18 protein-coding genes and 9 pseudogenes are annotated in these 20,808 nt (G+C 60.0%); 11 read left to right on the forward strand and 16 right to left on the reverse strand.

What is annotated here, in order from left to right; genetic code table 11:
• Window positions 1-38: 38 nt before the first annotated feature.
• From B0G69_RS39810 to B0G69_RS41625, 10 genes and pseudogenes are all read right to left on the reverse strand, one after another.
• A complete protein-coding gene (locus B0G69_RS39810) occupies window positions 39-533 on the reverse strand; it encodes an MgtC/SapB family protein (protein ID WP_121325486.1) in 495 nt (164 codons plus the stop codon).
• Window positions 534-1,040: 507 nt separating this feature from the next.
• Window positions 1,041-1,283 (reverse strand): annotated as a pseudogene (locus B0G69_RS39815) (transposase domain-containing protein); the annotation flags it as partial.
• A gap of 91 nt (window positions 1,284-1,374) precedes the next feature.
• A complete protein-coding gene (locus B0G69_RS39820; protein WP_121325487.1) occupies window positions 1,375-2,370 on the reverse strand; it encodes a tyrosine-type recombinase/integrase in 996 nt (331 codons plus the stop codon).
• Complete coding sequence (locus tag B0G69_RS39825) at window positions 2,367-3,314, reverse strand: tyrosine-type recombinase/integrase (protein WP_121325488.1); 948 nt, start codon at window positions 3,312-3,314, stop codon at window positions 2,367-2,369. Before B0G69_RS39825 ends, B0G69_RS39820 begins: the two co-directional genes overlap by 4 nt.
• Window positions 3,311-4,543, reverse strand: a complete 1,233-nt coding sequence (locus B0G69_RS39830) for a site-specific integrase (protein ID WP_121325489.1) — start codon at window positions 4,541-4,543, stop codon at window positions 3,311-3,313. Before B0G69_RS39830 ends, B0G69_RS39825 begins: the two co-directional genes overlap by 4 nt.
• Before the next feature lie 157 nt (window positions 4,544-4,700).
• Window positions 4,701-6,044: pseudogene (locus B0G69_RS39835) on the reverse strand (IS66 family transposase); the annotation flags it as partial.
• 63 nt (window positions 6,045-6,107) lie between these two features.
• On the reverse strand, window positions 6,108-6,455 hold the full coding sequence (tnpB, locus tag B0G69_RS39840; protein ID WP_158609066.1) for an IS66 family insertion sequence element accessory protein TnpB: 348 nt from the start codon (window positions 6,453-6,455) through the stop codon (window positions 6,108-6,110).
• The gene (locus B0G69_RS39845) at window positions 6,443-6,829 is read right to left on the reverse strand and encodes a transposase (protein ID WP_158609067.1); all 387 of its coding nucleotides are present in this window, start codon (window positions 6,827-6,829) and stop codon (window positions 6,443-6,445) included. The genes tnpB and B0G69_RS39845 overlap by 13 nt, the downstream gene beginning before the upstream one ends.
• Before the next feature lie 76 nt (window positions 6,830-6,905).
• A pseudogene (locus B0G69_RS41620) lies at window positions 6,906-7,172 on the reverse strand (iron-containing alcohol dehydrogenase); the annotation flags it as partial.
• An 18-nt stretch (window positions 7,173-7,190) separates the two neighbouring features.
• Window positions 7,191-7,301, reverse strand: a pseudogene (locus B0G69_RS41625) (transposase); the annotation flags it as partial.
• Window positions 7,302-7,654: 353 nt separating this feature from the next.
• Here B0G69_RS41625 and B0G69_RS39860 point away from each other — a divergent pair.
• Window positions 7,655-8,320 carry an AraC family transcriptional regulator gene (locus B0G69_RS39860; RefSeq protein ID WP_241991751.1) on the forward strand — a complete coding sequence of 222 codons (666 nt, stop codon included), beginning with the start codon at window positions 7,655-7,657 and terminating at the stop codon, window positions 8,318-8,320.
• 265 nt (window positions 8,321-8,585) lie between these two features.
• Here B0G69_RS39860 and B0G69_RS39865 read toward each other — a convergent pair.
• A pseudogene (locus tag B0G69_RS39865) lies at window positions 8,586-8,948 on the reverse strand (type 1 glutamine amidotransferase domain-containing protein); the annotation flags it as partial.
• A gap of 473 nt (window positions 8,949-9,421) precedes the next feature.
• On the opposite strand from B0G69_RS39865, the gene B0G69_RS39870 reads away from it, so the two are divergent.
• The 9 genes and pseudogenes from B0G69_RS39870 to B0G69_RS42635 form a co-directional block, all read left to right on the forward strand.
• Entirely contained in the window at window positions 9,422-9,952 is a 531-nt protein-coding gene (locus B0G69_RS39870) for a DUF1269 domain-containing protein (protein ID WP_121325657.1), read from the forward strand.
• A gap of 614 nt (window positions 9,953-10,566) precedes the next feature.
• The gene (locus B0G69_RS41630) at window positions 10,567-10,728 is read left to right on the forward strand and encodes a hypothetical protein (RefSeq protein WP_166679193.1); all 162 of its coding nucleotides are present in this window, start codon (window positions 10,567-10,569) and stop codon (window positions 10,726-10,728) included.
• Window positions 10,729-11,158: 430 nt separating this feature from the next.
• Window positions 11,159-11,812, forward strand: coding sequence for a BON domain-containing protein (locus B0G69_RS39880; protein ID WP_121325495.1), 654 nt, complete (start codon window positions 11,159-11,161; stop codon window positions 11,810-11,812).
• Window positions 11,813-11,899: 87 nt separating this feature from the next.
• Window positions 11,900-11,965 (forward strand): annotated as a pseudogene (locus B0G69_RS39885) (Lrp/AsnC family transcriptional regulator); the annotation flags it as partial.
• Between the two features lie 248 nt (window positions 11,966-12,213).
• Window positions 12,214-13,428, forward strand: coding sequence for an alkene reductase (locus B0G69_RS39890; protein ID WP_121325496.1), 1,215 nt, complete (start codon window positions 12,214-12,216; stop codon window positions 13,426-13,428).
• Window positions 13,429-13,515: 87 nt separating this feature from the next.
• Entirely contained in the window at window positions 13,516-13,872 is a 357-nt protein-coding gene (locus tag B0G69_RS39895) for a host attachment protein (protein WP_121325661.1), read from the forward strand.
• A gap of 138 nt (window positions 13,873-14,010) precedes the next feature.
• Window positions 14,011-14,451, forward strand: coding sequence for a helix-turn-helix domain-containing protein (locus B0G69_RS39900; RefSeq protein ID WP_241991766.1), 441 nt, complete (start codon window positions 14,011-14,013; stop codon window positions 14,449-14,451).
• Window positions 14,445-14,621 (forward strand): hypothetical protein, encoded by a 177-nt coding sequence (locus tag B0G69_RS41635; RefSeq protein ID WP_199731516.1) that lies wholly within the window; start codon window positions 14,445-14,447, stop codon window positions 14,619-14,621. The genes B0G69_RS39900 and B0G69_RS41635 overlap by 7 nt, the downstream gene beginning before the upstream one ends.
• Before the next feature lie 257 nt (window positions 14,622-14,878).
• Window positions 14,879-15,037, forward strand: a pseudogene (locus tag B0G69_RS42635) (IS30 family transposase); the annotation flags it as partial.
• A gap of 45 nt (window positions 15,038-15,082) precedes the next feature.
• Here B0G69_RS42635 and htpX read toward each other — a convergent pair.
• From htpX to B0G69_RS39930, 5 genes and pseudogenes are all read right to left on the reverse strand, one after another.
• Window positions 15,083-15,952: a protease HtpX gene (gene htpX / locus B0G69_RS39910; protein WP_121325497.1), complete on the reverse strand. Its 870-nt coding sequence runs from the start codon at window positions 15,950-15,952 to the stop codon at window positions 15,083-15,085.
• Between the two features lie 1,116 nt (window positions 15,953-17,068).
• Window positions 17,069-17,495: pseudogene (locus B0G69_RS39915) on the reverse strand (AAA family ATPase); the annotation flags it as partial.
• Window positions 17,496-17,543: 48 nt separating this feature from the next.
• Complete coding sequence (locus B0G69_RS39920; RefSeq protein WP_121325498.1) at window positions 17,544-17,972, reverse strand: PRC-barrel domain-containing protein; 429 nt, start codon at window positions 17,970-17,972, stop codon at window positions 17,544-17,546.
• Between the two features lie 152 nt (window positions 17,973-18,124).
• The gene (locus B0G69_RS39925) at window positions 18,125-18,436 is read right to left on the reverse strand and encodes a DUF308 domain-containing protein (RefSeq protein WP_241991752.1); all 312 of its coding nucleotides are present in this window, start codon (window positions 18,434-18,436) and stop codon (window positions 18,125-18,127) included.
• A 396-nt stretch (window positions 18,437-18,832) separates the two neighbouring features.
• Window positions 18,833-20,317 carry a catalase gene (locus B0G69_RS39930; protein ID WP_121325499.1) on the reverse strand — a complete coding sequence of 495 codons (1,485 nt, stop codon included), beginning with the start codon at window positions 20,315-20,317 and terminating at the stop codon, window positions 18,833-18,835.
• A gap of 128 nt (window positions 20,318-20,445) precedes the next feature.
• Between B0G69_RS39930 and B0G69_RS39935 the strand changes: the two are divergent.
• Window positions 20,446-20,691, forward strand: a pseudogene (locus tag B0G69_RS39935) (transposase); the annotation flags it as partial.
• Window positions 20,692-20,808 lie beyond the last annotated feature (117 nt).

The following is a 20,808-nucleotide window of genomic DNA, read 5'->3' on the forward strand; positions in this document are numbered from 1 at the left end:
TCCATGGGCAGTACGCCGATGAGTGCGCCGCCGCGTGACTATTCGTCGTGCCGCATGATCGCCGCCTGCTCTTCAGGCGACTTTCCTAACCAGCGCCGGTGCAACGCACGTTCGATGCTGCCGCCCACCGAGAGCAACAGCAGGAGCAGGCCGGTGGCAATACCCGCAATCTGCCATGCGCCGATGCCGCACACAATGCCGAGCGCGGCGGTGACCCAGATCGAAGCCGCCGTCGTCAAGCCGCTGATCCTGCCGGTCGCGCGGTTTTGCAGGATCACCCCGGCGCCGAGAAAGCCGATGCCTGTAATGACGCCTTGAATCGCACGGCCGGCGTCGCTGCCGTCGGTGAAACCGTGTAGTTCGAAGGACATACCGGCCATCGTGACGAGACAGGAGCCAAGCGCAACGAGGCCTAGCGTCTTGACGCCGGTTGGCTTGCCATGCAGGTTTCGATCGAGCCCGACGATACAACCCAGCAGCACTGCTGCGACCATGCGCAAGATCGCCTCAAGCAATTGCACGTGTGAAATCATCGGCACCCCCGCTAAGGTTTCCTGGTACCGTCGCGCTCGGCGAGCACCTGGCTGCTCACTACAGTCTAGCGTCGAGGGGAGGTCAAATTCCTGCATGCCAGTCTCGCGCAAGCCAGATGGAACGCCGAGCCCTCGTCGAGGCATCGAAGACACCATGCGCAGCGCTCCCGCCGCCTGGCGCGTGACAGATTCGTGTCATGGCCTCACGCGACGCCGTGCTGTTGTATGCCAGTGCGTAAGGCAATATGATCGCGTGCGCTTACGCACGCCGCAGCCTGATGCTTCCGCCACGAGTACGACAAAGCTTGTGATGCTGCGCCATTCCCATGTGCCCCAGCGCACGGCCACATAGTCATGCGCCTCAGAAACAATCGCTGCGCGCTCACAGGCTTTGGAGCCCGTTCCTGATGCCGCGCAATCCGGTCGCCAACGCACGTATTCCGCCTTCAGTCATCATCGACATGACTGGTTTGTAAGCGACTGGGGAATGCACCTTGACGGGTTCGGCTAACCGACGATCGCAGTTGGCTGCCAGCGATGCGGCAGCAATGCAGCGATGTTGCTGGCCTTGTGGGTCGGCAGCCGCGTGAGAGTGTCCTTCAGATAGGCATACGGGTCGTGCCCGTTGAGTTGGGCTGAGCGGATCAGGCTCATAATGGCGGCAGCGCGTTGGCCTGCTCGCAGCGAGCCGGCGAACAACCAGTTCGCTCTGCCGATGGCCCATGGACGTATCTGGTTTTCTACCCAGTTATACCGACTCCCCGATTATGCCGCGTCATGAATCCACGCACACAACGGTTGTGTGGATCTCTGCTCCCGGTCGCTCGGATTGTCGGCATTATCAGAGAGCCTCCAGGAAGGCGAGCAACGGATCTGGAGGTTTGTAGCGTGTCGGCGCGACGCCGCTCGCCGTGGCGTGCGCAAGCGCGCGCTCCTTGAGTTGCATGTCGGCGTGCAAGTAGATCTGAGTAGTCTCGGAGGACTCGTGACCGAGCCAGAGCGCAATCACGGTAAGGTCGACGCCGTGATGCATCAGGCTCATCGCGGCCGTGTGCCGAAGCGTATGAGGCGTTATGGATTTTTTCTTCAGCGAGGGGCACGAGAGACGTGCGATTACGGCGTTGCGCGACACGAGTCGCTGAAGAGCATCGGCACTGAGATGACCACCGCGCGAACTGGGGAAGACTGGATCACTTGGTTCGCCCGGTTGATACAACAGCCATTGTTTCAGGACGGCAACGACATCCGGTCGCAGCGGAGTGCATCTTGTCTTTCTGCCTTTGCCAAGGCAGCGGACGTGTGCGCCTGTGCCGAGCATCACATCCTGGCGCCGGAGTGCGGTCAATTCGCTGTTGCGCAGACCTGTTTGAACCGCTACAAGAAGCAGTGTTCGGTCGCGGTTGCCGATCCACGTTCGTACGTCAGGCGCCCTTACCAGAGCGGCGGCCTCGCTCTCTGTCAGAAACTCAACAGGGCCGTGCTCGCAGCGTTTAGATGGAATTGCAAGAACGCGCTGACACTGCAGAAACAACGCAGGCTCGCTGACCGCGACGAACCGGAAGAAGGCATGCACGGCAGCAAGCCGCGTGTTGCGTGTCCGCACCGAATTGCCTCTGCCGTGTTCGAGGTGCTGCAGGAATTCCGCGATCAACGACACGTCGAAGTCCTCGATTCGCAGCTTTGACGGCGTGTGCCCGATGCGTTTCGTGGCAAACGCTAGAAGCAGCCGGAACGTGTCACGGTAACTTGCTACCGTATGCGAACTCAGACCTTGTTGCTCGAGCAGGCGCTGGCTAAAAAAACGCTGAACGAGGGATGGAAGACTGGCGGCGCTCACGGCCGTTCTCCTGGACAGTGCTTGTCGAGATAGGCTGCCGCGAGTTCGAGCAACTCAGGAACCGCTTCGATGTACCAGTACGTAAGACCGACGTTGACATGTCCAAGGTAGGCAGCAAGTTTCGGCAATTCCCGACTTACGTCGAGACCGGCACGATACCACTCGACCAGCCGTCCAGTCGCGAAGCTATGCCTGAAGTCCTGAAGGCGTGGGCCGTAACCATCGCGTCCATCCTCTGTCGCCGATCGCAGACCGACAGCGCGCGACATTCTGACGAACATGCTTCGTGCAGTGCCGGCCTTCAGTCGCTTGCCACGCTCACTAACCTGGAACGCCTCGCTCGATCGTAAAGGACAGAGTCGATCGCGTTTCTGGACGTAGTGTTCGAGTGCCACCCGGGTCGACTCTGCTACAGGAACAAAGCGCGATTTGCCGAACTTCGATTCCCGGATGGAGAGTATTCCGCTGACGAGGTCAACGTCGGACCGGTCAAGCCGAAACGCTTCGCCTGGCCTGAGGCCCGTCGCCACAAGAAGCCCTATGAGCGTCGAATAGGACAGTGCTCGCATGCCGGTTCGGGATCGCAGTTGAGCGGCTCGGGTCATAAGCAGATCAATTTCCTGCTCAGTGTAAATATGCGGGGCGTTTCGCCGCCTGCGGGCACTCAGGAGCCCTGCCGGAGGAATCTGGTTTCGACCGTCAATGACGTTCATCCATCTGGCGAATCCTCTCACTTGAGAGAGGCGCCGCCCCCAAGTGGCGCGTTCGACGAATGTGGACGTCATCGCCCAGCGCAGAGCCAGATCGGTAGTAATGAACTCAGCATCTTCATGTTCCAGAAGATCAACGAAATGGCCGAGTGCCAATGCAGGTTCGTAGAATGACGCCCCGAGAGCGCGGCGGACCGCCACGTACCGAGCGAGAGAATCGCGGATCGCCGTCATATCGAACCTCCAGCCGTGGGCCACGAGCGCGCGACCTCGCGCAGGTCCTCAAACGCGACCTTTGCATAGATCGCGGTACTGTCCGGTGAGCGGTGCCGCAGGACCTCGGCTATTTCTGCCATCGAGGCCCCGTGGCGAATCATCGTCGTCGCCAGACCGTGACGGAACAGATGTGCGGCGCCCCGGCACGCGGGGCGGAAACCGGCACGTGCGAAGGCCTGACAAACAATCTTGCCAATCGCCGCTGGCCCCGCCAAACCAACCCGAGGTGCCAATCTGCGAATGAAGACGCGCCGCGATGCACTCGCTCCGCGACCATCGCGGAGATATGTCGCGATTGCTTCTCCGACCTCCGATGACAGCGGGACGTGCTCGACCATCTGCCCCTTGCCATGAACGACGAGCTCCCCCGAACGCCAGTGAATGTCGTCGAGCTCGATTGCGACGATTTCTCCGGCACGTAAGCCGAGCCGCGCCAACAACAGCAGGATTGCATAGTCGCGGCGCCCAGTCGGAGTCGACCGGTCTGCAGATGCAATGAGAGCTTTTTGCTGCTCAGGCGTGAGGAACGTCGGCACAGTCGACTGTCGCCACTTACGAACCGGGGGCACTGACTCATACAGGTCTCGGGCCGTATCGCCACGCAGAAAGAGGAAATGGCAGAACGAGCGAAGCGCAACTGCCATCAGCCGGGTGTACTCCGCCGATCGACCTTTGCTGCGGGCAAGAAGATGATTCCGGATCGTTACCGCGTCAAATGCATCTGGCAATAAACTTCCGTCGCCGGCCGAGTGGCTGTCGAGAAAGTCGCGAATGAACGGGCCGTAGACGAGCAGAGAGTTCTTCGCGAGTCCACGATCCTGCCTCAGATAGTCCAGGTATCGGCGATAAATGTGCGCGATCGCGGACTGGCCGCTCAATGTCGGCGAACACACAATGGCTTCCGCGCGCAGATAGGCGAGAAACTGCCGTAATGTGGGACGCGCACGCTGGACGCGGTCTCGTGATGCGTCGATCATGCGCTTCATAAAACGAGCCGTGACAGACTCATCGAGATCAATCAGGTCGATGTTCCTGTTCTTCATCCACCCAGAGAACGCACACAGGACTCTTCGTTTCTTGCGAAGCGATACCTCGGAGTAGTGTGCCGTCCGTAGACGATCAAGAAATACATCGATGTGATGGGCCGGCAGGCCGCCGGATTCGCTGACTGTGCGTGTCGCATTCATCTGATCTCTCCTGGCCAGCGCGATAGCCAGCCTGAGAAATCATATGTTTATGCCGACACAGCGATCATGAAAGGCCATGCCCACCGCCACGCGCATGCATGACGCGGCATAATCGGGGAGTCGGCATAATTGGGTTCATGCCGCTAGCGGCATGAACCCAATTGTTGTCTATAGGCACGTGCCCGTCGTCGAGATAGCGCGTGAGCGCCTCCCAGCGTTTGAGGCTGTAGTCGAGCGCTTTCGCAATCGCTGAACCTTCTGAAACCAGCTTGCGCTGCGCCACCATCCATTCGTAAAGTAGATCGCACACTGGTTTGGCCAGGCTTTGCCGAAGCTTGCGGCGCTCATCCGCATCAAGTACTGCAGCGTCGCGCTCGATGTCGTAAAGCGCAGCGAAGTACGGCAGGGCCTGTCCAGCGACCTGGCTGCTGTGATTGGCGTGCAGGTCGAAGAACTTGCGACGTGCGTGCGCAGCACATCCGATTTCAATGATGCCTTGCTGGAAACCAGACTTGTACCCACTGTAATCGTCGCACACGAGCTTGCCTTGCCAGCCAGCGAGGAAGGTGCGGGCATGTTCGCCTGCACGGCTGATAGCGAAGTCATAGACCACTGCGCGCAGCTCGCTGAAGTGCGTGGGCGTATATGCCCAAAGATACGCCCGGTGTGTCTTTCCCTTCCCGGGACTGAGCATCTGTACCGGTGTCTCATCCGCATGCAGCACACCCTGCTGCAGGATTTCCTGATGGAGTGCGTCGACCAGTGGCTGCAGTTGCATACCGCACGCGCCGACCCACGCACCCAATGTCGATCGCGGTATTGCCAGACCCGCCCGCGCAAAGATCTGTTCCTGACGATACAGGGGAAGGTGGTCAGCGTACTTGGCGACCAGCACCGAGGCCAGCAGCCCCGTGGTCGGGATACCCTTGTCGATGACGTGCGCGGGTACCGGCGCCTGAATCAGCGTTTCGCAGTTCTTGCACACCCACTTGCCACGGATATGCCGCTCAACCGTGAATACGCCCGGTGTGTAGTCCAGCTTCTCGCTGATGTCCTGACCGATTCGTACGCGCTCGCAGCCACACTGACATACGGTGCTATCCGGCTCGTGGTGGATTTCTGTGCGCGGCAGTTGCGCCGGCAGCGCTGCGCGCTTCGGTTGCTGGGGTGACTGGCCGGCTGCGGCTTGTGGCTGAAGCTGCTCGAGCTCCAGTTCGATGGTGGCCAGATCGGCGTCGATCGCTTCTTCCAGCAGGCTCATCTGCTCGCTGCTGAACTGTTCGCTGCGTCGGCCAAACTGCTGGCGCTTGAGGATGGAGATCTCGTGGCTTAACTGCTCGATACGGGTCTGCCGGTAATGCAACTCGCGTTCGTTCGCCTCGACCTCCCGCATCTTCTCCCCAATCTCCCGGTCTCTCTCCTGCACCTGGGCAATCAGCTGCGCGGCGAGCGTGCGCAACTGTTCAGGACTGAGGGCGTTGAGGTCGGCGGGCAGGTTCATGCAGACCAGTCTGCCAGAACCCCAGGCACCGTGGAAGCGCAACAGTTTACGTCCCTGTCGGCCTCATACGACGCGGATCACACCGTTCGGGCCGATCCGCTGCCATGGCAAACCGACCACCAGCCCTGCGAGCTGCTCCTGCGTAAGTGGGTGTTGCTTTGGTTCGCTGCCAGCGTGAGGCCAGGCGAACTGTCCCTCGTTCAGACGTCGCGCTGCCAGCCAGATACCGATTCCGTCGTGAACCAGCACCTTCAGGCGATTGGCGCGCCGATTGGCGAACAGATAGGCATGATGTGGATGCGCGGCGCCGAACACCTTGACCACCCGCGCCAGTGCCGTGTCGAAGCCGGCACGCATGTCCAGCGGGTCGACTGCCAGCCACACCTCATCAATACGGATCACGCGAGCCACTCCCGCAGCCATGCGGCGCACTGTGCTGCCTCTGATGTCGGCCAGCTAACCGTTATCGACTGGTCCGCGCGACGTACTTCGACGCGGATCTCAGCCGTGCGCGCGTTTCTCGTCTCAAGCGGCAACGGCACAAATGCTGGTGCCGCTGCAGACGGCACCGGCACCTCGCTACGTGCGACCAGCACGCGATCGTTTCCTTCGGCCTGTTCTACCCAACGTCGGAGCAGGTTCGCGTTCAACTTGTGGTGCAGCGCGATCGCCGAAAGCGACACCCCGGGCCCCTGGCAGGCTGACACCACCTGCGCCTTGAACTCGACGCTATAGCGCCGGCGTCGACGCCGCCCAAGTAGCACTTCTTCTTCGATAGTGTTCACGTATCCGCCTATTTTTAGTGGATACGATGCTCCCAAGACCTTCAACCCAACTCAAGACGGGATGGCCAGGCGCTTACACTGGTTTGCCGTCGTGGGCATACATCACCTCCGCCGCATGCGCAATGGCATTGAGGCCGCTCACGAAAGACAAGCCGGGCGGCCATTCACGTGACAGCTCGGCGTCGTAGATCACTGTCTTCGGCAAGACACGCACGCCGCGTCCCCTACCTTTCAGACCGCCTTCGGTCAGGCCATAGATCGGTGTCATCTCTGAGCCTGCATACGTGGTCGGTATCGCGATGAACGGTAGGCTTGTTTCGAGCGCGATCACCTTACCCAAGCCACGGCCGATCGGTGTTCCCAGATCACGGACGCGCGTGCGGTGCGCATGACATGCCGCTTCGCGAACCTGACCGCTTTCGAACGCTGCGCAATACCCGGCGTAAGCGTCAGCTTGCAGAATGCCTTCACGAGCGATGGATTGCTTCGAATCCCGGCTAACAGCGTGTCGAGCGTCGTCCCGAGTTGCCCAGCAACATAGCTCAGCAGCAACTCCCTCAACGAAGTCGGGTTGCTTCTGCCCATATTACGAATCCGCCTTAGGCAGCCTTGAATTCGACGTAAGCTTAGGTGTGCGACGCGGCAACGCGGAGACTTCTGCTTATCATGAAGCAAGCAACAAGATCGACCCCGGATCACGGGTTGCGCTGCCAACCAATGAACGTCGCTTTCACCGATGGCAGGCTGAATTCGGTGCAGGTACTTCGCCTCGTTATACCGACAGGTAGCACTGTTGTGCAGGCTGCGGGTTGCGACGACCTCGGAATGAGTCACACAATCTTAATAAGTGCACCATTTGTCGCAGTTATCCCCGCGGGGGCGCAGCTGGCCACGATCGCTGACAACGATCCCAAGGGATGGGTTATCGCACTCAAACCGGGCGTACTTGGGCAAGTCTCGCAAGACGCGTTTGACGCGGTCCCGAAATGGTCTAGGTCTTGGGATCCGTTCCTGCGCGAGGCCGCGGATACATTGGGTGCCTTGCATAATGCGGATCTCATCGACGCTGCCTGCGCCGACGCCTTTGCCGATGTCATCTCGGTGCACATTGCTCTCCGCTACGGGCACTGTGCTGGCGCGGTCGAGCCGGACATGCCTCTTACGCGTCAAATGCTGGCTCGCATTCAAGCCTTCGTTCATGAGAACATAGCCGAAACCATTTTGGTCGAGCAACTCGCAGTTCTGGTGCACATGAGTGCATCAAAGTTTGCACGCGTTTTCAAAACGGCGACAGGTAACCCGCCCCATCTGTACGTGACACTCGAACGAGTAAAATTTGCCAGGACGATGTTGTGCGAGGAGACTATTTCCCTGGTTGACGTTGGCGCGCGCGCGGGGTTTCAGACTCAGCAGCATTTCACCGACGTGTTTCATAGATATACCGGTGTGACGCCGCGTGCATTCCGACTTGCCCACCGGAACGGTAGCTGATTCATTTGGCGAAGTTGCGAGCAAAACAACGACCGCGGGACTTCCGCGCTCGCGATTGAACAGCGCGACAAGAGTTTCTCGAAGTAGCTTATCTGTTTTCCGCCTTGGCAGTGGACTGTCAGCGTTGATCGGGGCCGTGGCCCGGCATTTTCGCGTAGTACAAAATAAAGTTGCAAGCTCAGGCACATGTATCACGTCGCTGGATTGGTTTCGGCTTTCGGACCTGCTGGCCCCGGTCGTCTTTGCCATGACTCGCTTCTTCAACTCAAGCGTCGTCTGAGGCGATGCTCAGCCTCGAGAGCAGCGCTTTTGCTGCGGGATTCTGGCCAGTAATCAGGTTTGCCGCGACAACCACATGTGATTGCCAATCTGGCCCCTTCGAATACCTGCCTCCATTCTTCTTCAACATCTCCTCGACGAGGAAAGGCACTACGTCCGTAAGACCGACGGCCGCTTCTTCCGAATTGGCAAATCCGGTGACGGGCTTATTGCGTACAAGTGGAAAGCCATCGGGCAGCTTTGCATGACGGAGTGCACCGGGAGCGTGGCAAACCGCGGCGACTGGCTTTCCCGCCGCATACATGGCTTCGATCAATGCGATCGACTGCGGATCCCACTTCAGTTCGTACTCCACGTCTCGCTTGATGTCTTCGTCGGTTCTCATCGCCGCTCCTCGTCAGTTTGTTGATGGACTAACGCGCGCACGCGGGCCACGCCCGGTGCCACACGCATCCGTCCACGGTAGGGCAAAGGTAGGGCGCGCCGGGCCGATTTTCTTCCGTACTGCTGCGTAGTTTTTTCGAAATGCTGCCGTACGCTCACATCTGAAGGCCGCGCAGCACAAGCGCAGAGATCCGACACGTCTTGCAGGAATGAGGAAGAAGTGCAACCGGCAAGAACCTAGTCTTGATGTCATCGTCATCGCGTCAGTGGCGCCGTCAGCGTCCGAAGGTGCGCGCCGGGCGGGACATGCATGGCTGGCTGGCACCGCCGCTGCTTTGCGGTGCGGTCGACCGGCTCGCGCGCGGCGCTGAGCATGAATTCAACCGTCTTGCCGCGGAAGCGGTCCCGGCTTATTTCCCAGAGCAAAGGAGCAAATCGATGAGCGATCTGGTCGTTGTAAGCTTCAAAGGCGAAGAGACGGCCGACCAGGTGTTGACCAAACTCCAGCAGATGCAAAAGGAACACCTGATCGACCTTGAGGATGCCTGCATCGTGGTCCGTAGCGCGAAGGGCAAGGTACACCTCAAGCAGGCCGTCGATCTCGTCAAGATCGGCGCGCTCAGCGGCGCGGCCTGGGGTGGTCTGTTTGGTGCGCTGGTTGGGCTGATGTTGCTCAATCCGCTCGTCGGGCTGGCAACAGGCATGGCCGTCGGTGCTGGTACGGGCGCGTTGTCGGGCGCGCTCTCGGACTATGGAATCGATGACGATTTCATGCGCTCGACGGGCCAGAACATTGAGCCGGGTTCGTCGGCGCTCTTCATCCTCGTGCGTCGCGTGAATTTCGACAAGGTTCTGCCAGAGCTGAAGCCGTTCGGCGGAAAGGTGTTAAAGACGTCTCTCACGAACGATCAGGAGGAACGCCTGAGGAAGGCGCTAGAGAGCCTGAACAGCAGTGGCGCGACAGCATGAGCTTCCCTGCGCTGCATCAGGGTTGTGATCTTGAATTCTGTTGAAGTTCACATTTGGGCCGGATCGACACCCCGACAAGTTATGCGGATTATTCCGCGTGGACGTCCATCACATCGACGCGCAGTTCGAATTGGAGAGTGCTCACGCTTAGACTTGCGAAGACTGATACGACCAAATCTAAGGGCCGGAAAATCGAAATCCAGCAGTTGCGCGAACTGAGCGTCGGCCGACCGTGCTGTAGCGGACGCTTCGTCACTGGATGTGCTTCCTGGGGGCAACAAGGTCGTTGAGAACACATGTGCACGTGGGGCAAGCGGCGGGCAAGGTCTCTTTCGGGTCGTGAGTTCCAGAGGTAGAGCAACGGACTTCTAATCCGTTGGTCACCGGCTCAAATCCCGTACGGCGAGGCCGGTGGTGTCGAGCATCTCCCGCTTCACGCACGCCCCGGTCTCTCGCGCCACCCGGCAGATCAGGGACGTCGATTTCGATGTCGTCGATGCCGGGATCTTTGATCTGCGTAGAAAGGTGGCGATCTCCGCCTGCAATAGCCGTGATTGCATGCAGACAACGCCGCTGCAATGCGAAATGCCGCTAATTCTCTTATGGAGCGCAACATGACAAAGGAAAGTCGCGTCGACATCCCGAAGTCGAAAGCCGGGGCGCAGGAAGCGCCGATGACCCCGGACGAGCAACTGGACGAAGCGCTCGAAGAGACCTTTCCTGCGAGCGATCCAATTGCCGTTCACCCCGAGCCCGAGCAACGCGCGAAGAAGTAAACTCAATCGTCGTGGGTACTGGAAAGCAACAGGGCGAGCTTCTCGACGCGCTGCAAACAGCGTTTCCGGTGCGTAGATTTGTTCGACGCGCCCGGACAAGTCGGAAAGACTTATGATCCAACGTGCACATTTACCGCGATCAGGGGCGACGCAGTTCGACCGCAGAGTAACTGCGGCGAACACCAAGCGTCCCGGGGGATGGCTTCAGCCCGATTTCCTTGCGTTGACAATTCCGTTCCACGTTCGCAAAGTCGCCATGTTCATTCGCAAAGAAAGGATGGAATCGAAAGCAGCATTGCGCAATAACTGTGCAGGCGAAGGGAAGAAATGCACGTCGGCACGCTTTACGATGGGCCAATTCGTGCGGCGCAGGCGCAGGCGCAGCCCGCGTGCGCGCGTGAATCCATCAACAAACCGATGAGGAGCAGCGATGAGAACCGACGAAAACATCAAGCAAGACGTGGAGTACGAACTGAAGTGGGATCCGGACATCGATCCATCAGATATCGGGGTGGCGGTCAAGGACGGCGTGGTCACGCTGTCTGGTTTCGCGCGCAGCTGGAGGCAAAAGCGGAAGGCCGAGGAAGATGCGACGCGTGTCCACGGCGTGAAGGGGATTGCAAATGACGTGGAGGTTCGGTTGCCTCTGATCAACAAGCGGCCCGATCCGGAGATCGTGCGCGAGATCATTGCCCAACTAAAGGCCGAGCTCCCTTATTCGGCGGACAACATCAAGGCGGTCGTCAGGGACGGATACGTGACGCTGAAGGGCGAAGTCGAATGGGACTACCAGCGCCGCCGTGCGGCCGACACGGCGCTGCGGGTAAGGGGCGTAACCGGCGTGACGAACGAGATCGAGATCAAGCCGAAGGTCAAGCCCGAGGATCTCAAGCGCAAGATCGAGGACGCGTTCAAGCGCAACGCGGAAGTCGACGCGCAGCACATCACGGTTGAGGCCGAAGGCAATAAGGTCGTCCTGCGTGGTACGGTCCGCTCGTGGGCCGAGCGCGAGGAGGCCGAGCGGGTCGCATGGCTTGCCCCCGGTGTGACGCACGTCGACAACCGGATCAACATCGGGCGCTGACGGGCTAGAGACCGGTCGGTTCGCTCCCAACCGGTCATCGCGCTCGCTTCGGCGGTCTCTATCGACCCGAGTGCGTTTTTTGAGAGTTCGTCGAACGTCCGTAATGTGCGGACGTTCTTTTCGACGCATCGGGCGAAGTTTGAGGCGAACGCCGGTCGTGAATCTTTCCAAAGCGGCAGAGTAGCTGGGGGCACGGCAGGGCCGCATCCGATCCCCGATGGAGCGATGGACCGGGTGACCGCAGGATCGTGACATATCTGAGCAGAAACCGGAAAGAAGCGCGCGCAGGCCATGGCTAGACTGGCCACAGAACGGGATCCTGTCGATGTCATTTGAAGCCGACGCTTCGAAGCGTCTATAGCAGCACTTTTCGAGCCGCGTCAGAAACACAAGGAGCGAATATGCCTGATACGGAAATCGCGCTTGGGGAAGCCGGGCAGTGTGACGAGCAAATCCCGCTGCGCAAGCTCTTCGAACCCGTCAAGGTGGGGCCCTACAACCTGCGTCACCGTGTCGTGATGGCGCCGCTGACGCGTTCGCGCGCGAGCCGACCAGGCAACATACCGTCGCAGCTGAACGCCTGCTATTACGCGCAGCGCGCGTCGGCCGCGCTCATCATTAGCGAGGCGACCCAGGTGTCGATGCAAGGGCAGGGCTATGCATGGACGCCTGGGATTCATAGTCGCGAGCAGGTCGAAGGCTGGCGGCTCGTGGCGCACGCCGTGCACGAGGCGGGCGGGTTGATGTTCATGCAGCTCTGGCACGTCGGACGCATATCGCACCCCTCGTTGCAGCCCGATGAGATGCTGCCCGTTGCGCCGTCTGCGGTCCGGCCGAAAGCGGAGGCGTTCGTCGAGAACGAGCGCGGCGAAGGTGTCGTCGCGCCCTGCGTCACGCCGCGCGCGCTGCAGGTCGAAGAGATGCCGTATCTCGTGCGCCAGTATTTCAGGGGTGCGCGCAACGCAAAGGCTGCCGGTATGGACGGCGTCGAAGTGCACGGAGCGAACGGGTATCTGCTCGACCAGTTCCTGTTGTCCGGCACAAACCGCCGCACGGACGAATACGGCGGGTCGAGCGAGCGCCGGGCCAGGCTGCTGTTCGAGGTGATCGAAACGGTTTGCGAAGTGTGGGGGCCGGAAAAGGTGGGCGTACGGCTCTCTCCTCTCGGCACCTTCAACGACATGCATGACGACGATCCCGAGGCGACCTTCTCTTACGTCATCGAGAAGCTCAATCGATACGGGCTCGCTTATTTGCACATCGTCAATCCCGCGCTGGCGGCGACCGGTGAGGATGTCGCTTTCACGGAGCGCGCGAAACGCATGAACGAGATGATGCGCCGCACCTATAGCGGTGTGCTGATGGTCGCGGGCGGGTTCGACGGCAGCAGTGCGGAGAGATGGCTCGAGGACGGCAAAGCGGACCTGATCGCGTTCGGACGCTTGTTCATCGCCAATCCTGACCTGCCGGAACGCTTCCGGTCGCACGCTCCGCTCAATTCGCCGGAACCGTCCACGTTCTACGGGGGCGGCGAGCGCGGGTATACCGACTATCCGTCACTCGCACAGGAGCGCGGGGAGGCCCCACGCTCCGTCATCGATGGGCGTTGGCGATGACTGTCGCTGACCGGCGCCCTCGCTGGCGTCACGCGACGATTTCCGATGCCCGCCGAACCGGCGACCGATCACGCAGAGAGGCGCACCATGGCTGTCACTACCTGGGTTGTCGTTGCCGACGGCAGCCGTGCTCGAATCTTCGAGACACCGGGACTTAAGCTGGACTTGCGGGAAATCGAAGACCTCGTCAATGTCGTCCCTGGTGGACCGGCGCTGAGCGAGAAGGATCGCGAAAAATTCGCGAAGATTGTCGCCGACTACATCGAACAGGGACGGCTTCATCAGCGGTATCAGCGATTGCGATTTGCCGTGGAGCCGAAGTTTCTCGGGATGCTGCGTGAGCGTCTGAGCGAGGAGACGCGTCAGATGATTTTCGAAGAGATTAACGAAGACCTCTCGGCCCTTGATGCGCGCGAAATTCAAGCGCACCTGCGAAGGCATTGACGGCGACCTGCCGAAGACCGCATTAAATGGGCGCGATAAAATGTGAAGTGCAACAGCTTCCTCGTGTAAGGTGCGCATATGCAAAAAAGAAGAACGTATCAATAGCTTCAGGCTGAAGAGCGCATGACCATTGCAAGCATGAAGCAACAGGGTTCGAGTGTTCGGCCCATGGCCCGAACACTCGGGCGCCCGGCATCAACTGTGAGCCGCGAGCTGACCAGAAACACATGTTCTGCCGTGGGCTATGCGTCTGCGCCGGCGCAGTCGCTCAGCACGGGCCGACGCGAGGCTGCGCGCCCATGTTTCCAAGCTGCACTCTCAAAGCCTGTCGCGGCGCGTCGTACTCACCCTGCTGGAATGGAAGTGGTCGCCCCAGCAGATCTAGGTACGCCCAAGCGCATGTGGCCCAACGGTCCGACCCAGCACGTCTCGCACGAGACCATCTACACCGCCATCTATGCGCAGCCACGCGGTGAGCTGCGTCGCCAGCTAATCGCCTGTCTGCGCCACTGCCACAGCACGCGTATGTCACGCAAGCGGGGCGCTGACCGGCGCGGCCAGATCCCCGACACATGGTGAGCATCTATGTGCGCCCGCCTGAGGTCGACGACCGGGTGATACCAGGCTATTGGGAAGGCGACTTCATCAAGGGCGCCGGCAACCAGAACACCGTACGACGAGCCATCTACCTCAACGCCTTGAGAAAGCGCGGTTCGCCACTGCTCAAGAACCTCGAACCTCCGGGGTAACCCGTTCCGGTCGGCGGTTACGCAGCTGGATTCCGGCCCGGTGGGCAATTCGCGAGACGCCCGCATGACATTCTGCTCGACATACGCAGATTGATGAATGTGCGGCGAGCGATACCCGCGGCCGCAAGGGCGGGGATGTGGGCTGCATCTGCCCTCGATAACGAGAAGATCATTCGGCTGGCCTGCTCGTGCGTGTCGAACCGGACGCAGGAGGGCAACTTACCGCTCAAGAACCTTGACGGACTACCTCAGGGCGTGAAGGCACTGACCCCTCGATCTACAGTCAGGACGAACTCGATGCCATCGCCGACAGCCTCAACAGCCGACCCCGCGCTACCCATGCATTTCATTTGCCATTCGAGGTCTTCGAACGTATGCTCGCAACCGCTTCGATAACCTCAGCTTCCATTCATTAGCCACTGTTGCGCTTCACTCTTGAAACCGCCCACCACTTCGCCGACCTATTCGCGACCTTGCAGCGCGGCAATGCGCTTGTCGATCGGAGGGTGCGTCGCGAACAACCCAAGCCAACCGGGTTTGTCGGTGATGCCGAATGCCTTGAAAGTTTGTGGAAGTTCGCCGGGTTCAAGCCCACCCAAGCGAGCGAGCGCGCTGATCATCGGCCGCGGTGAAGCCAGCAGTTGAGCAGATCCCGCATCGGCGCGAAACTCGCGCAAGCGCGAGAAGTAGGCGACGATCATTGAAGCGAGGATACCGAAGACGATCTGGCAGGCAATAACAGTAACGTAAAAACCAGGGCCCGCCCCGCGTTCAGTGCGAAAGAAAGTCTTGTCCACGAGGTAGCCGACTACGCGTGCGAAGAAAATCACAAAGGTGTTCACCACACCTTGAATGAGGGTCAACGTCACCATATCGCCGTTGCTCACATGCGTAATTTCATGTCCGAGGACCGCTTCTATTTCCTCGCTATTCATCGATTGCAGCAAGCCGGTCGAGACGGCCACCAAGGCTGAATCCCTGAATGCGCCGGTGGCAAACGCGTTCGGCTGACCTTCAAAAATAGCAACTTCCGGAATACCGATGCGGGCTTTCTGTGCGAGTTGCCGTACGGTGCCCACCAACCATTGCTCGGTCGCATCGCGTGGAAAGTCGATGACACGCGCCCCGATTGTCAATTTCGCCATCGGCTTTGAAATAAGCAGCGAGATAATCGCACCGGCGAAGCCTACCACTGCGGAGAACACGAGTAGGGAATTGACTTTTATCCCGCTCTCAGTCAGGAAGCGGCCGACGCCGAAGACATTCAGTACTATCGAAAACACCAATATCACCGCTAGGTTGGTGGCGAGAAACAGTATGACGCGTTTCATTCGCGAAGCTCCTTTAGAAGCTTGCTACGGGTTGGCTTGGGGCAGAGCGTACGTCCATGGTTCTCGCGCTTCTTCCTTCTTCCCGCGCAGACATGTTGGATTCCTGCATTTGTGCGCGAACTGCCTCCGCAACGGCGGCACGATGCACCGAGACTCCCGTGCCGCATGTGAGGTAAAGATGGGGGCCTGGCGTAGGGCCGGGGTATCAATCAATTGGCCAACCATCAATGCCATCCAATTCAATCAAGCTGTTTCCTCCCTCCTCGTGGCCCGCCGGGAAATAAGCACGATGCAGGCGACAATGAAGCCCAGCAGGATCAGGGACGCATACAAACGGCTGACGTGCAGCCCCTGCGCCAGTGGCTTATTCAAGGAGGTCACCCTGAGTCGCTCCGCAGGATCCCGTCAGGATGATTGCTGTCCAGAAGAGCACAGTGCGCGGAATTTTCGTCCGGAAAGTGGAGGGCAGCCGGACGATGAGTCTGGCTCCAAAGATCAACGCGCCATGTTCGTAACTGAGGCCAAGGCCACCCCGGTCTGAACCGGCCATCCAGTCGCCGAGCGCAACGCCGCGCGTCCACGAAAAACAAGATCGTGGTCAGGTAAAACCACTCGGTCCCTAGATGTGCCGATGCTTTGACAGGACAACTTCGTTCGAACCGGTACCAGGTCGCGAGGCCGGAGAGGAGAAGTGGGAAGCGATGACAACGCCACGCGGATCGCGGACTCCGCGCGATCGCGCTGCGCGACTTTTTCACCAGTTCGCGTGAACCGTGAGCGGCCGCGTAGAGGTGCTCAAGCGTCGCGTCCACCGACGAATCGATTGACTTGCGTTTGCCGGCGCTCGCCGCACTTTCTCTTACGCAGCGTTCAGAAGTAACAGAGCAGCCGGCTTCCGAACGCTAGCGCCAGCCCCTTGCTTACCAAAGTTCGTCTTTCCATTTCTTTCCTCCGTGCGGTTTCAATTGCCGCTCCGGGCCACGCCCGACGCGTCGGGAATGTGCTGCGAAGCTGACGGCGACGTCGGCGATCCTATCTTTGTCTTTTCAAGCGCCCATTTCCTCTCGTATCGCTCTCTCCTACCTGGTCCAGGCTCAGCCGCATGGACGATGCCGTTCAGGCGGCATCGCCTACGGCCGTGCATCGCGTCAGACGTGCGCCGGTTTCTTGGTCGACTTGTTCGGAGGTCCGTCTCTGGTGACTGCTTCTGTACGAGCACGGCGTTTGCACCCTGTCGTCGGTCACAACAACTTTGTCGCCTTCGCGCACGTCGCCGCGCAAAACGGCATCCGCGAGCTGCGACTCCCCTTCCTGCGGGATTTTTCGCTTGAGCATGCGTGCGCCGAACTCCGGGTCATAGCCGATGTCCGCGAGATGGTTTGCTGGCGGCGATGATTATCGTATTCGTACAATCAACCAGATGTCCCTTGCCGTGGGTGAGTCGGCCTTCGTCGAAGAGTTACAGAAGCAGGTTATGCACCTCCGAATGCGCTTTCTTGCGCTCATCGAGCAGCGCCACGCTATACGGCCTGCGGCGCACGCGCCAGATGAACTGGGCAAAGGGTGAAAATCGGATTATCGGCGGCTGATTTCAACCCTTGGCGTATTCGAATTCCGGGAGCTTGCTCAGCGCATCCTTGCTCGCGCCCTCCAGTATCATCTTCGGTGTGATCTGCTTGAACCGCTGCACCGGAATAGCGACGCGGTGCGCGGCGATGCCGAGAAATCCGCCAACATCGATAATGGCCACGGAAAGTGACCCGTCGGGCGCGATAATCAGGTCGTCGACCCGTCCTATCTTTTCGTTTTTGTCGTTGTACACGTCGGTGTGGACTAGCTTCGATGCACGCCACCCCTTCGCTACGAGTTGCGTTTGGGTGACGCTCACGCCGAGAGGCACCGCGCCTGCGACCGGGGCTGCGGGCTGCTGCCCCGTCGCGGAGCTGGCCGGGAACACGGTGGCCGTCACGGCGAGCAGAAGTGAGAGGGTTCTCGTAGCCTTTTCGAGTTTTTCATTCATGATGTACTCCCAACGCGTACGAACAAATAATGGGGCACCCCGGCGCCGCCGCGGCCTTTATGGGTGCAGCGGCCCGTTCCGCTTGCCGGAGAAGTCGCTACGCCGCCGGCCGCGCGGACTGTTGCGGAGTGCTATCAGCAGCACTGCAGTGATCACGGTCTGCATAGGCCGAGCGGCAATGGAATCCGCCAGTCTTTTTGGCTCGAGCGATGCCGGAACCCTGTGACGACCGCCGCGGCGCATCCTAACAGCGCGTACGCCGCGAACATGGCGATGAGCAGAACAAGCGTAGTTCCAGGCGCCAACAGCGCGAGCAGGCCCAATAGTAGTCCCGCGATGCCTCGCACCAGGAGCAGCATCCGCCATGCATGCGCTAACAGTTCGTCCATCGCTGGTGCTCTGATCTCAACCAAATTGAACTTCATCCAGGGCGTCAGCTTTTGCGCCGGGCTGATTCGGCCCATGACGTCAAGCCTAAGCTCGCCAAGGGCGTGCTTCTTTCTCTTTTCTGCCTAGATGTATCGAAAATCTGCAGTGTGACCCGGGCGCGGAAGGGCAGAAGCGGGTCGCGTGCTGTCGATCGCGGCCGTGTTCCAAAGAGGATATACAAAGCGCATGGGGCCGCGCCCGGCCATTGGCCCGTGCCGTCGTACGGGCATTCATACGTCGGTGCCATCCTTGGAAGCGGTCTTTTGAAGATGATTGAGCCGAAAAGCCAGGATCGAGCAACGAGTGAGGAACCGTGCGATCAGCGGGAGCCGGTCGCGCTGATTCGGTCCAGCTGACCATGACAGTAAGCCGGGACGGTACACCTGCACCGTCCCGGCTTGCATCAAGCTCGCCGACGCGCTAGCGCGTCGTCACTTCGCGGGTTCGGCGACCTGCTTCGCCACGTCTGCCTTTTCCTCGATGCGACCGCCCACGTCGGCGTCGATCTTTTTCCAGTAGTCGAACACATTCTCACGCACCGGGCTGCGCACACCGTTCAGGCTCGCCACGATCTGCTCGACCAGCAGTTCGCGCTGCTCGTCGTTGAAGACGTGGCGCACGAGATGGCCCGGCTGTCCGAAGTCGTCGTCTTCCGCGTGCAGCGTATAGGCGCTGCGCACCATCTCGCCGTCGGCTTCCCAGCCGTCCTCCGCGGCGCCGGTTTTGTCGGCCCATTTACGACCGAAGCTGTTCGGTACGTAGGTCGGCGCGTTGCCGCTGTGCTCGTACGCCATGTGGCCGTCGAACTGATAAGTCTGAACCGGCACCTTCGGACGATTCACGGGCAGCTGGTCGAAGTTCGTGCCGATACGCGCGCGATGTGCATCGTTATAGGCGAACGCGCGGCCGAGCAGCATCTTGTCCGGCGATAGCCCGATACCCGGCACCGTGTTGCCGGGCGAGAACGCGGCCTGCTCGATCTGTGCGAAGAAGTTTTCCGGGTTGCGGTTGAGCGTCATCGTGCCGACTTTGATGAGCGGATAGTCTTTGTGAGACCACGTCTTGGTGAGGTCGAACGGATTGAAGCGATACGTCTTCGCATCCGCGTAAGGCATGATCTGCACAGAGAGCGTCCACGACGGAAATTCGCCACGTCTGATCGCCTCGAACAGATCGCGGCGATGGAAATCGGCGTCGCTACCGGCCGTCGCCTCGGCCTCGGCATTCGTAAAGCACGCCATGCCCTGGTTGGTGTGGAAGTGGTACTTGACCCAGAACTTCTCGCCTTGCGCGTTCACCCACATGTAGGCGTGCGAGCCGTAGCCGTTCATGTTGCGCCACGTTTTCGGCAGACCGCGCTCGCCCATCAGATACGTCACCTGGTGCGCGGATTCCGGATTGTTGGTCCAGAAGTCCCACTGCATCTCGCTGTCGCGTAGGCCCGAGTCGGGTAGGCGCTTCTGGCTGCGGATGAAATGCGGAAATTTCATCGGATCGCGCCCGAAGAATACCGGCGTGTTGTTACCGACGAGGTCGTAATTGCCCTCGCTCGTGTAAAACTTCAGGGAAAAGCCCCGCACGTCGCGCCACGTATCCGGACTGCCCATTTCGCCTGCGACGGTGGAGAAGCGTGCAAGCATTTCGGTCGTGGCGCCCGGCTGACACAAGGCAGCTTTGGTGTAGCGCGAGACGTCTTCGGTGGTCTTGAACTCGCCGAATGCGCCGGAGCCCTTCGCATGCGGTTGACGTTCGGGGACCTTCTCGCGGTTGAAGTGCGCCATTTGCTCGAGGAAATGCACGTCGTGCAGCAGGATCGGGCCGTTTGGCCCTACCGTCAGCGAGTTGCGGTCGCTGACGGCCGGCGCTCCCGCGCTCGTTGTGGATTTGCCGAAAGACTTACCGCTCCAATCAGCCATTTCATTTCTCCTGTGGGATATCGAGCCGCCACGTGCTGTGACACCGGTATTTGCCGTTCGCGTAGCCGGCGAAGCGGCAGCTGAATTAGGGGCCGACCTGGCGGGCGAGCGCCGCGCCAAGGAACGCGAACGAAGCGGTTCTTGATGAGATGCAGGTTCGACTTGATCACGCGCCCGAGATGATGCGTATCCGGAGACAGACTGTCGAGCACCCGTTCGGCACGATAAAAGCATGGATGGGCGCCACTCATTTCCTGACCCGAACCATTGAGCGGGTGAGTACTGAGATGAGCTTGCACGTGCTGGCGTACAACATGAAGCGGGTGATCAAGCTACTCGGTTCCGAAGCGTTGATGACAGCGATGCGGGCGTGACGCTCATTGGGAGGTGCTGCGCCTTGGCGATACTTTCGGCTTTGATTTGACGTTGCTGTCGCTGCAATCGAAAAGTCGCGACCTGCGGCAAGACAGGTTTCGTTAATTTGCGGTGTC

It is taken from the genome of Paraburkholderia sp. RAU2J (assembly GCF_003634845.1).
Lineage (GTDB): Bacteria > Pseudomonadota > Gammaproteobacteria > Burkholderiales > Burkholderiaceae > Paraburkholderia > Paraburkholderia fynbosensis.

What these genes read in the sequence shown, in the direction of transcription:
- B0G69_RS39920 (WP_121325498.1), bottom strand. Translation starts at nt 17,972, where the DNA reads ATGAATGAAAAACTCGAAAAGGCTACGAGAACCCTCTCACTTCTGCTC.
- B0G69_RS39890 (WP_121325496.1), top strand. Translation starts at nt 12,214, where the DNA reads ATGCCTGATACGGAAATCGCGCTTGGGGAAGCCGGGCAGTGTGACGAG.
- B0G69_RS39830 (WP_121325489.1), bottom strand. Translation starts at nt 4,543, where the DNA reads ATGAATGCGACACGCACAGTCAGCGAATCCGGCGGCCTGCCGGCCCAT.
- B0G69_RS39930 (WP_121325499.1), bottom strand. Translation starts at nt 20,317, where the DNA reads ATGGCTGATTGGAGCGGTAAGTCTTTCGGCAAATCCACAACGAGCGCG.
- B0G69_RS39810 (WP_121325486.1), bottom strand. Translation starts at nt 533, where the DNA reads ATGATTTCACACGTGCAATTGCTTGAGGCGATCTTGCGCATGGTCGCA.
- B0G69_RS41635 (WP_199731516.1), top strand. Translation starts at nt 14,445, where the DNA reads ATGGTGAGCATCTATGTGCGCCCGCCTGAGGTCGACGACCGGGTGATA.
- B0G69_RS39925 (WP_241991752.1), bottom strand. Translation starts at nt 18,436, where the DNA reads ATGGGCCGAATCAGCCCGGCGCAAAAGCTGACGCCCTGGATGAAGTTC.
- B0G69_RS39900 (WP_241991766.1), top strand. Translation starts at nt 14,011, where the DNA reads ATGAAGCAACAGGGTTCGAGTGTTCGGCCCATGGCCCGAACACTCGGG.
- B0G69_RS39895 (WP_121325661.1), top strand. Translation starts at nt 13,516, where the DNA reads ATGGCTGTCACTACCTGGGTTGTCGTTGCCGACGGCAGCCGTGCTCGA.
- B0G69_RS39880 (WP_121325495.1), top strand. Translation starts at nt 11,159, where the DNA reads ATGAGAACCGACGAAAACATCAAGCAAGACGTGGAGTACGAACTGAAG.
- B0G69_RS39870 (WP_121325657.1), top strand. Translation starts at nt 9,422, where the DNA reads ATGAGCGATCTGGTCGTTGTAAGCTTCAAAGGCGAAGAGACGGCCGAC.
- htpX (WP_121325497.1), bottom strand. Translation starts at nt 15,952, where the DNA reads ATGAAACGCGTCATACTGTTTCTCGCCACCAACCTAGCGGTGATATTG.
- B0G69_RS39860 (WP_241991751.1), top strand. Translation starts at nt 7,655, where the DNA reads ATGAGTCACACAATCTTAATAAGTGCACCATTTGTCGCAGTTATCCCC.
- B0G69_RS39825 (WP_121325488.1), bottom strand. Translation starts at nt 3,314, where the DNA reads ATGACGGCGATCCGCGATTCTCTCGCTCGGTACGTGGCGGTCCGCCGC.
- B0G69_RS41630 (WP_166679193.1), top strand. Translation starts at nt 10,567, where the DNA reads ATGACAAAGGAAAGTCGCGTCGACATCCCGAAGTCGAAAGCCGGGGCG.